At 66.1% G+C, this 9,186-nt stretch carries 9 protein-coding genes; 6 read left to right on the top strand and 3 right to left on the bottom strand.

The window, feature by feature from the left end; genetic code table 11:
• The first annotated feature begins 262 nt into the window (after window positions 1-262).
• Complete coding sequence (locus GJ693_RS11120) at window positions 263-2,005, top strand: hypothetical protein (RefSeq protein ID WP_156256374.1); 1,743 nt, start codon at window positions 263-265, stop codon at window positions 2,003-2,005.
• 17 nt (window positions 2,006-2,022) lie between these two features.
• Window positions 2,023-2,397, top strand: a complete 375-nt coding sequence (locus tag GJ693_RS11115; RefSeq protein WP_156256373.1) for a cupin domain-containing protein — start codon at window positions 2,023-2,025, stop codon at window positions 2,395-2,397.
• 36 nt (window positions 2,398-2,433) lie between these two features.
• Here the strand turns inward: GJ693_RS11115 and GJ693_RS11110 are convergent, their stop codons facing one another.
• The 3 genes from GJ693_RS11110 to GJ693_RS11100 are packed head-to-tail and all read right to left on the bottom strand — an operon-like array spanning window position 2,434 to window position 5,233.
• A complete protein-coding gene (locus GJ693_RS11110; RefSeq protein ID WP_156256372.1) occupies window positions 2,434-2,832 on the bottom strand; it encodes an OsmC family protein in 399 nt (132 codons plus the stop codon).
• 5 nt (window positions 2,833-2,837) lie between these two features.
• The gene (locus GJ693_RS11105) at window positions 2,838-3,260 is read right to left on the bottom strand and encodes an organic hydroperoxide resistance protein (RefSeq protein WP_156256371.1); all 423 of its coding nucleotides are present in this window, start codon (window positions 3,258-3,260) and stop codon (window positions 2,838-2,840) included.
• Between the two features lie 11 nt (window positions 3,261-3,271).
• Window positions 3,272-5,233, bottom strand: a complete 1,962-nt coding sequence (locus GJ693_RS11100) for a ferritin-like domain-containing protein (RefSeq protein WP_156256370.1) — start codon at window positions 5,231-5,233, stop codon at window positions 3,272-3,274.
• Between the two features lie 286 nt (window positions 5,234-5,519).
• Between GJ693_RS11100 and GJ693_RS11095 the strand changes: the two genes are divergently transcribed.
• From GJ693_RS11095 to GJ693_RS11080, 4 genes are all read left to right on the top strand, one after another.
• Complete coding sequence (locus tag GJ693_RS11095) at window positions 5,520-6,419, top strand: helix-turn-helix domain-containing protein (protein ID WP_156256369.1); 900 nt, start codon at window positions 5,520-5,522, stop codon at window positions 6,417-6,419.
• Between the two features lie 127 nt (window positions 6,420-6,546).
• Entirely contained in the window at window positions 6,547-8,046 is a 1,500-nt protein-coding gene (locus tag GJ693_RS11090; protein WP_156256368.1) for a CoA-acylating methylmalonate-semialdehyde dehydrogenase, read from the top strand.
• A 73-nt stretch (window positions 8,047-8,119) separates the two neighbouring features.
• Window positions 8,120-8,563, top strand: coding sequence for a MarR family winged helix-turn-helix transcriptional regulator (locus tag GJ693_RS11085; protein ID WP_156256367.1), 444 nt, complete (start codon window positions 8,120-8,122; stop codon window positions 8,561-8,563).
• Window positions 8,556-9,186, top strand: a 631-nt coding sequence (locus GJ693_RS11080) for an HlyD family secretion protein (RefSeq protein ID WP_156256366.1), incomplete at its 3' end; no start/stop codon positions are given. The genes GJ693_RS11085 and GJ693_RS11080, both read left to right, overlap by 8 nt.

Below are 9,186 nucleotides of genomic sequence, written 5' to 3'. Positions count from 1 at the left end.
GCTGGGCCGAACCGGCGGTCTGCCGCCTCCATGCGCGCGCCCTCGAACGCGCCGGCGCCGAACCGGCCGCCATCGCCGCCAGCCTGGAGCGCGCGGCAGCGGCCATCAGCGAGCTCGGGCTGCACGGCTGGGACCTGGCGCCGCTTTGACGCCCCGCCTCCGGCTGGCTCGTGCGCGGAATCCAGCATTTGCCGTGCCACTTGTTGTGCGCTAACCTGACACAATAATAAAAGGTTAACATCGACGCATAGGGGTGGGGAGCATGGCAAGCAGCGCGCCGACCGATCATCAACGCTATCCGGGCCTGCCAGCGTCGGACTTTCTCTACAGTCTTGATCAAACGCCGTGGCCGGCGCCCAACAAGCCGCATTATTCGGCGCTGCCGCCTGCCATAGCGCCCATTCCCACGGCCGAGAACGAGGATTGGTCCAGCTTCATCGGCAAATATTACGAAGGCAGCATCCTGCAGTTCGGTGTCGCCTCCACGGCGGCTGCCCTCGCCACCGCGATCGAGCACCGGTCGGACTATCCGGAACTGACCGACGAGGATTTCACCCACCTGCTGTGCGAGGGGCTGTACAGCAAATATCTGATGCCGATCACCGACAGCGTCCGCAAATTCTTCCCTGAAGATGTCGTGGACGAGGATGTCTACAGCTACTGGAAATCGGACTTCACGTCGATGCGGGTGGTGCGAAAGCTGTATCCCGGCGAAGCGGCGGCAGCGTCCATCGTGCTGATGCGCCGCCGCAAGGACGATACCGAATTCAACTATGAGATCGTCGCGCTGATGCTGCAGGTGTGGAACCCGGCCCGCAACGATTTCGATTATTCAGACGTGTTCCGCCCCGGCGATGGCGAGGCGTGGAAGGTGGCGCGCTATTTCGTGCTGCAGGGCGCCATCCACCGCATCAACCTGATCGATCACCCGGCGGTGCATTTCCCCGCCGACACCATCAACGCCCTGACCAAGAGCGTGCTGCCCAAGACCAATCTCATCCTGCGCGTGCTGCAGCCGCACATGTGGCTGTCGCTGCCGGTCGACGATGCCGTGCTCAACGGCGCCCGCTCGATCATCAACCCCAACACCTGGTATCCGTGGTGCCCCTTCGTCGCCAAGGGATCAGAGGTCCGCAACCTGTTGCCCTTCTGCTGGATGGGGTCCGAATATTATGCGAAGCCGCAATCGCCGCCCGCGCCCTATGTCGATCCCTATTTCGCAGATCACACCAAGGCTTATCCGGCGTTCAGGTTCAGCCCGACGCCGGCCGATATCCCGTCGCATTACGGCGAGTTCCTGCGCCGCTATTTCGAACCGATCCGCGCCTTCACCGGCGGTGTTGTCGATCATCTGTCCGACCAGGAATGGCGCGAGGCCGGCTTCTGGGCCGATGCCATCGCGCCCCACATCCCCGGCCATCCCACCGGGGCCGATCTGATCGGTGCCGACGGCAACAGTCGAAACAAGGATCTGCTGGCCGACCTGCTGGCCCATTTCATCTGGAATGCAGCGGTGGTGCACTCGTCCGACCATGAATCGCTGCACGAGATGTATGAAAGCATGCACGACGTCGCTGGCACGCTGTATCGTTCGGCGATGCCGGTGCCTTTCATCCTGCGCGTCAAGCCGCCGCTGAAGCGTGACTATGTGCGCGAGGCGGTGCCTGTGAGCGAGAGCGAGTTGCACCTTGTCGAGCGAATGGAACGCTGGCTCGAGCATCTCATGCACAACACCCCACTCAGCTGGCCGATGGACAATATGTCGAGCCACCTGGCCGACCAGCTGTTCTACAAGCCGCACAACAGCCTGTGCCTGGCCGAGGTCGGGGTGGCGCCGCTGGGCGGTGATGGCAACCGCGCCTATCTTGGTTTCGACACGCCGGAACTTTCGGCGCTGGTGGACAGGTTCCACGCCGATCTGCACGCGCTCGATGCTGCGCTGCGGCGCAATCCCAAGCAGCACGTGGTGGCGCTGGACGTGATGGCGTGCAGCGTCCAATATTGAAACAGGGAGGACCGGCCATGCGCTACAGCGTCACCAGCCAGCATTTCACCACCGAAGCGCAGGCCCGGGAGGAGATCGCGGCGGCCGGCTTTTACGCCATGCTGATCGATGTCCCCGCCGAGCGAAACCCGCTGCACTTCCATGATTTCGATACCAAATTCTACATATTGAAGGGCGGCCTCCAGCTGACCGACGGCGAAACCGGCACCAGCCACGATGTGCGCCCGGGTGATCGCGTGGAGGCCAGTGCCGGCTGGGTGCACCGCGAGGCGCACGATGGCTTCACGGCGGTTTTCGGTTTCTCGGTTGACCCGGCGACGCTGACGATGCCGATCAACAAGCCGGTGGATGGGCCGCTGGTGCCGGCCGACAGCGCCAACGCCAGCCACTGAGCGGCTCAGCGCCGCGCCCGCACGGTCGCTCCGCGGTCAGCCGGCGGGGTCGACCAGGCGGGTGCTGATCTCGGTCGTCACATCGGTCATCAGCCGGTGGACAGGGCAATGCTCGGCGACGCGCAGCAGCTGGGCGCGCTGAGCGTCGGTCAGGGTGCCGCCGATGTCGAGCGCGGTGTCCAGCCGATAGCGGCCAGTGCGCTCCTCCGATGCGTCGCGATCGACGGTCACCGAGATTGTCTCGAGCGGGATGTCATGGCGCTGCGCATACCAGAGCATGGTCAGCGCCTTGCAGGCGCCCAGTGCAGCGTCATAAAGGTCGTGCGGATCCGGCCCTGCGCTGGGGTCGGCATCGGTCAGGTCGACCGTCAGGCTGTGGTTGCCAATCGTGACGCGATGCGCGCTGCCAGTGCCGATGCGGGTGACGCTGATCATCGCGGTCAGTCCAGCACGCTGATGCTGACGTCGATATTGCCGCGCGTCGCGTTGGAATAGGGGCAGACCTGGTGGGCGCGGGCAACCAGCGCTTCGGCCTGGGCGCGATCCACGCCGTCCAGCTTCGCCGCGAGCTCGACTGCCAGCTGGAAGCCGCCACCGGGCTTGGCGCCGATATGCACTTTCGAATGGATGGTGACCGCGCTGAGCGGGGCCTTTTCGAGGCGGGCGACATATTCGACCGCGCTGCCGAAGCAGGCGGCATAGCCGGTGGCGAACAATTGTTCCGGGTTGGTCATGCCGTCGCCGCCGGGGCCGCCCATCGCCTTGGGAATGGCGAGGTTGACGCTGATCACCCCGTCCGACGTTTCGGCATGGCCATGGCGGCCGCCGGTGGCGGTGGCTTCGGCGGTGTAGAGCGGGGTCATGGCGTCTCTCCTCAGCTTTTGAAGCCGTTGCGGCGGTGGCTGTTGTCACAGAATGGCTTGTTGGCCGATCCACCGCAACGGCACAGGCGGGCACTGGTGACACGATCGACGGTGCGGCCGGTGCCAGCACAGATTTCGAGGTTGCCGGTGACAATCAGGGGCCCGTTGACCTCCGGATCGATCGCCAGCGCGCCGCCGCGGGTGGCCAGCGGTTCGGATGGGCGGGTGGCCGGCTCGCCGGTGGCGGCAAAGCCGATCTCGTTGTGGCTGCCGTCGCAATAGGGCTTGTTGCGCGAAGCACCGCAGCGACAGAGTGTGGCGCGCATGCCGATGGCGGCGCCATCCAGGCGAATGTCAGCGCGAATGCCAAGCGGGCCATTTTCGCGGATCTGGACGAGGTTGACCGGCGGCGCTGCTTCGGCGGCACCGCCATCGTGGCGGACATAGCCGATGGCGCCAGAGGGGCACATGTGCGCCACCGTCACCAGCGCTTCGGTGCTGGCGGCGGCGGGATCGATCCACGGCCCTTCGACATTGGCCTTGAACACCTGCGGCTGGCCCAGCACGCAGTGGCGGGCGTGGATGCAGCGTTTGGCGTTGAACAGCAGGCTGAGTGCCTGGCCGGGAATTTCCTCGATTCCGGCGCCGCGATCGATGGGGATGGGCGGGCCGCTGGCCGAAGCGGGGGCTGGGTTGGCAGGCGTGTCCATTGGCTGGTCCTCGGTTGGCCGGGCGGATGCGCGCAGGCGGGCCGCAAGCGCGGCCAATGGCGGTACGGCGGCCTGCAGGGCCGCTTCGGCATCAGGATGGGTGACGCAGGCAAAGCGGCCAGCGCGGGCGGCCATCTCGTCCAGCCGTTCCGCCAGCACTGGCAGAGCACCGGCGGTGGCCGGCAAAGCCGCCAGCGAGCGCAGGGTGGCAAAGCTGAGGCCGGCGGTGCAATCGGGATGATCGGCATTGGCGGGCAGGGTGGCCAGCTGCTCGGCCAGCGGGGTGAGCACATGCATCAGCGTGATGCTGGCGCGCACCAGCACGGCCTGTTCGTCTGGCGTCACGCCGGCATAGGCCAGCGCCAGGCAGCGCAGGGCATGGTTGTAGACGGCGTTGCCGAAATCCAGCAGCGAGGCGGCAGGTTCGGCATTCACCCACAATTTGCCGTCCGGCGTGGGCGGGCGGCGCATCACCGGGTTGTGCGCGGCCGGATGGGCCGGGGCAAAATCAGGTCGTTCCGCCAGCAGCGCCACATAATCGGCGCGCACAGCCAGGAATCGTGCATAATGGCTGTCGTGGCCGCCTTCGGCCGAGCCTTCACCCTGGGCGACAATCGCCTCGATGGCGGCGCGGGCGGTCTTCAGGCAGCGCACCACCGCCACTTCCGGCATGGTCGCGGCGGCGCCCGAGATCTGGTGGCGATCGTCTCCGATGAACAGCGCGTCCTCGCCCAACGTGTCGGCAAGCGTCTCCAGCGCATCGAGGATGGCGCCATAGAGCTGGCCAACGGTGGCATAATCGCGGGCCGCCGGGGTCAGTCGGTCTGGGTCCATGTCGCGGCGATAGCTGCGCTCGGCCACGAAGCCGGCGCCATCCGGGATGGCCACGGACTCGGGCCGTTCGAGGAAAATGAAGTGATCGAGCGTATCGAGCGTGAAGGGCGCCAGCCGCACCACCATGCCGGCGGGGTGATAGCCCAGCGGGATCGGGAAGTTCGGGCGGCCGAAATGTGCCGGGGCGCCCAGGGCGGACAGGATGTTGCAGACATTGGCGAGGTGGGCCATCTCCTCGATGGCGACGCCAAGGATGAGGTCGCGCCAGCGCGCGATGGCGGCGCTTTCGGCCTCGTTCAACCCGTCGCTGCCCGGTGCGCGCAGGCTGAACAGCGCATAGAGATAGCAGCACATCAGGTTGTGCTCGATCTCGGCCGCCTCATCGAGCAGGCCCCAGAGACTTTCGCGGGAGTGGACGCTGGTGCTCATGGTCCGGACGATGCTCCCGGCGTGTGACGGTTTGACGATGATGCCCCGCTGATCCGGGTGTCGCACCGGAGGAACATGCTGCGATTGCAGCCGATTGCCGGGGCCGGGTAAATGCCCCGTGCTTGCGCAAACGGTCCAAAGCTGCGGAAAACGTGAAGTTTTGACACAAGAATGTCACAAGACTCTACGCTTCTCGGCCACTTGGAGCTGCACCAATCTTGCCGTATTTCTAAGCCGTGACTCGGCAGGAATTGACAGTCGTGCCGGCCAGACTGGAGATGACTTGGTGTACATCACACTGCCAGGTTATGATTCTTATGCCGATTATCTCGGCGAACGGGCCCGCGGCGGCCTGACCACGCTTGATTCCCGTCGCGATCTCGGCCGGGGCAGCGCGCTGTTCCTGATCAATGCCGCCACCCCCATTGATGATCCGCCCGTGCCCGAAATCACGGTGCAACTGCTGACCAAGGGCCGCGTCGATTACCGGGCGGATTTCGGCGAAGGCCGCTTTGCCGGCGTCAAGCGCGTCGGCCAGTTCGATGTCACGCCGCCCGACACCTTCTGTCGGTTCGAAGGCCGCGGCACGCCGGAATTGCTGATCCTGTCGGTGCCCTGGGTCGAGGTGTCGTCGCTGGCCGATCAGGCCGGGCTGCCGGCACGCCGTTCGCTGGGCAAGCTGCATTCGCGCATGTGGCAGTGCAGCCTAGTTGATTCTGCGCTGCGCCAGGCCTGGGATCACGCCGCTGATGGCGGCCCGGTGAGCCGGCTGTTCGTGCAGGCGGCGGTGGACGCGGTGCTGGCCCGGCTGTTCGTGCTGGAGGACCAGGCGACCGAGGCGCAGGTGCAGCGTGCCACCGGCGGGCTGGCGCCGTGGAAGCTGCGGCGCGTCATCGAGCGCATCGACCAGGACCTGTCCGAGGAACTCAGCATCGCCGCACTTGCCGAGATGTGTCAGCTCAGTCCGTTCCATTTCGCGCGGGCGTTCAAGAGCTCCACCGGAAAGTCGCCGCACGCCTTCATCATCGAGCGGCGGCTGGGGCTGGCAGCGCGCCTCCTGATCGAAACGCCGCTGTCGATCACCGAGATTTCGCTGGCGGTCGGCTGGAACGGGTCGAGCAATTTCGCCAAGATGTTCCGCCGCGCCTTCGGCCGCACCCCGTCGGAATTCCGCAGCCTGCGCTGAGCGGCGCTGCACCTGCGCATCCGGATAGGGGTGGCGCGTCGCGGTCAGGATTAAGACAAGCCCGTATTGCAGCGGCGACCGGCCCCCGGCATGTGACAGGGGCGGCCAGCAGGCGTGGAGGGCAAACATGCGCGTGATCGATCATGTCATCAAGGGCGGCACCGCCGGCTTGGCGAGCGCCCGCCGTGGCGCGGTGATGGACCCCAACAATGGCGTGCAACAGGCCGAGGTTGTGCTGGGCGGTGCCGACGCGCTGGAACGGGCGGTGGCAGCCGCACAGGCGGCGCAGCCGGGCTGGGCGGCGATCAACCCGCAGCGGCGGGCGCGGGTGATGTTCACGGTGAAGGCCCTGATCGAACGCGACCTTGACGAACTGGCGGTGCTGCTGTCGGCCGAGCATGGCAAGGTGATTGCCGACGCGCGCGGCGACATCCTGCGCGGGCTGGAGGTTGTCGAATATTGCTGCGGGCTGCCGCAGATGCTGAAGGGCGAATATAGCCACGGCGCCGGCCCCGGCATCGATGTCTTCTCGATGCGCCAGCCGCTGGGCATCGGTGCCGGCATCACGCCGTTCAACTTCCCGGCGATGATCCCGCTGTGGATGGCGGCGATGGCGATTGCGGCGGGCAACGCCTTCATCCTGAAGCCGAGCGAGCGTGACCCGACAGTGCCCTGCCGGCTGGCCGAACTGTTCGTGGAGGCCGGCCTGCCCGAAGGCGTGTTCCAGGTCGTGCACGGCGACAAGGAGATGGTGGACCTGATCCTCGATCACCCCGCCATCAGCGCGGTCAGCTTCGTCGGGTCGAGCGACATTGCCCATTATGTCTACTCGCGTGGCGTTGCGGCCGGCAAGCGCGTGCAGGCGATGGGCGGCGCCAAGAATCACGGGATCGTGATGCCCGACGCCGATCTGGACCAGGTGGTGAATGATCTGTGTGGTGCGGCCTTTGGATCGGCCGGCGAACGCTGCATGGCGCTGCCGGTGGTGGTCCCGGTGGGCGAAGAGACCGCCGAGCGGCTGAAGGCGAAACTGATCCCGGCGATCGCGGCCCTGCAGATCGGCATTTCGACCGACCCGGACGCGCAATATGGCCCGGTGGTGACCGCCATGCACAAGGCCAGCATCGAACGCTGGATCCAGACCGCGATCGATGAAGGCAGCGAACTGGTCGTCGATGGCCGCGGCTTCCGCCTGCAGGGCCATGAGAATGGCTATTTCCTCGGGCCAACGTTGCTCGACCGGGTCATGCCCGAGATGAAATCCTATCAGAACGAGATTTTCGGCCCGGTGCTGCAGATCGTGCGCGCCCCCGATTTCGAAACCGCGCTGGCGCTGCCCAGCAAGCACCAATATGGCAACGGCGTCGCCATCTTCACCCGCAATGGCCATGCCGCGCGCGAATTTGCAGCGCGGGTGAATGTCGGCATGGTCGGCGTCAACGTGCCGATTCCGGTGCCGGTGGCCTATCACAGCTTCGGCGGCTGGAAACGCTCCGGCTTTGGCGACATCGATCAGTTCGGCCTGGAAGGCTTGCGCTTCTGGACCAAGCTGAAGAAGGTGACGGCGCGTTGGCCGGATGGCGGCGGCGATGGCTCCAACGCCTTCATCATCCCGACCATGAGCTAAAGCCACCGTCCTTACCGTCACGATGGTGATTCTGGCGTTGACGATAATATGCATAGTTATATAATGCTGGGCTATGGAAAACCTCGGCTCAATCCTGTCCGACACGTCGCGCCTGATGCGCCGCTCCTTCGATGCGCGGGCTCGGGCGATCGGCGTGACGCGGGCGCAATGGCAGGTGCTGGCGACGCTGCGCCGCCATGAAGGCATCAACCAGGGCGGCCTGGCCGAGCAGCTGGATGTCGAGCCGATCACCGTGTGCCGGATGGTCGATCGCCTGCAGGAGGCTGACCTCGTCGAGCGCCGGGCCGACGTGGCAGACCGCCGCTCGTGGCGCCTCTATCTGACGCCGCGTGCCCACCAGCTGCTGGAGCAGTTGCGCCCGCTGGCCGAAGCGCTGATCGAGGATATGCTGGACGGAGTTTCGCCTGGCGACCGGTTGTTGCTGGAGCAGACACTGCTGCAGGTGCGGGCCAATCTGGCGCGCAGCCTGGCCGAGCCGGTGACGGCCCATGGCTGAGCGCGATCCCGAATTCACCAAGGTGGAAACCGGCCGGGTTGAAACTGGCCGGGCGGGGGGCAATTGGCGGCGCGTGGCGGTGATGGCGGTGGTGCCGCTGCTCATCGTCGGCGGCGCTCTTGGCTATTATGTCAGCATGCAAGGCACGGTTGCCACCGACAATGCCTATGTGCAGCAGGACAAGGTGTCGGTGAGCGCCGAAGTGGGCGGCAAGATCGTCGCTGTGGCCGTGCGCGAAGGCCAGCAGGTGCGGGTGGGGGACATCTTGTTCACTGTCGACAGCCAACCTTATCGCATCCAGCTGGCGCAAGCCGATGCCGCCATCGCCAGCGCCCAGGCCAGCGCAACCACGCTGGCCAACGCCCCGGAACTGACCGGGGCCGATATTGCCGCGGCGCGCGAGGACATCGGCTTTGCCCAGGCCACCTATGACCGGCAACGGGCGCTGGCTGATCGCGGCTTCACCACCAAGGCCGATCTGGAAGCTGCCGAGCGCCAGTTGATGCAGGCCCGCGCCCGGCTGCGGCTGGCGCAGGCCCAACAGGCCGAAGCCCGTGCCAGGCTCTCCACCGGGACGCAGGTGCCCGGCGTGCTGCCGGCGTTGGCCGCCGCCCGCCTCTCCA

Origin of the sequence: Sandarakinorhabdus oryzae (assembly GCF_009733735.1) — a bacterium.
In the GTDB taxonomy this organism is placed as follows: Bacteria; Pseudomonadota; Alphaproteobacteria; order Sphingomonadales; family Sphingomonadaceae; genus Sandarakinorhabdus; species Sandarakinorhabdus oryzae.
This window is presented reverse-complemented; position numbering and strand designations above follow the sequence as displayed.

Bases quoted from the DNA above. Each gene is read 5' to 3' on its own strand.
- GJ693_RS11120 (WP_156256374.1), top strand. From the start codon at position 263: ATGGCAAGCAGCGCGCCGACCGATCATCAACGCTATCCGGGCCTGCCA.
- GJ693_RS11115 (WP_156256373.1), top strand. From the start codon at position 2,023: ATGCGCTACAGCGTCACCAGCCAGCATTTCACCACCGAAGCGCAGGCC.
- GJ693_RS11110 (WP_156256372.1), bottom strand. From the start codon at position 2,832: ATGATCAGCGTCACCCGCATCGGCACTGGCAGCGCGCATCGCGTCACG.
- GJ693_RS11105 (WP_156256371.1), bottom strand. From the start codon at position 3,260: ATGACCCCGCTCTACACCGCCGAAGCCACCGCCACCGGCGGCCGCCAT.
- GJ693_RS11100 (WP_156256370.1), bottom strand. From the start codon at position 5,233: ATGAGCACCAGCGTCCACTCCCGCGAAAGTCTCTGGGGCCTGCTCGAT.
- GJ693_RS11090 (WP_156256368.1), top strand. From the start codon at position 6,547: ATGCGCGTGATCGATCATGTCATCAAGGGCGGCACCGCCGGCTTGGCG.
- GJ693_RS11085 (WP_156256367.1), top strand. From the start codon at position 8,120: ATGGAAAACCTCGGCTCAATCCTGTCCGACACGTCGCGCCTGATGCGC.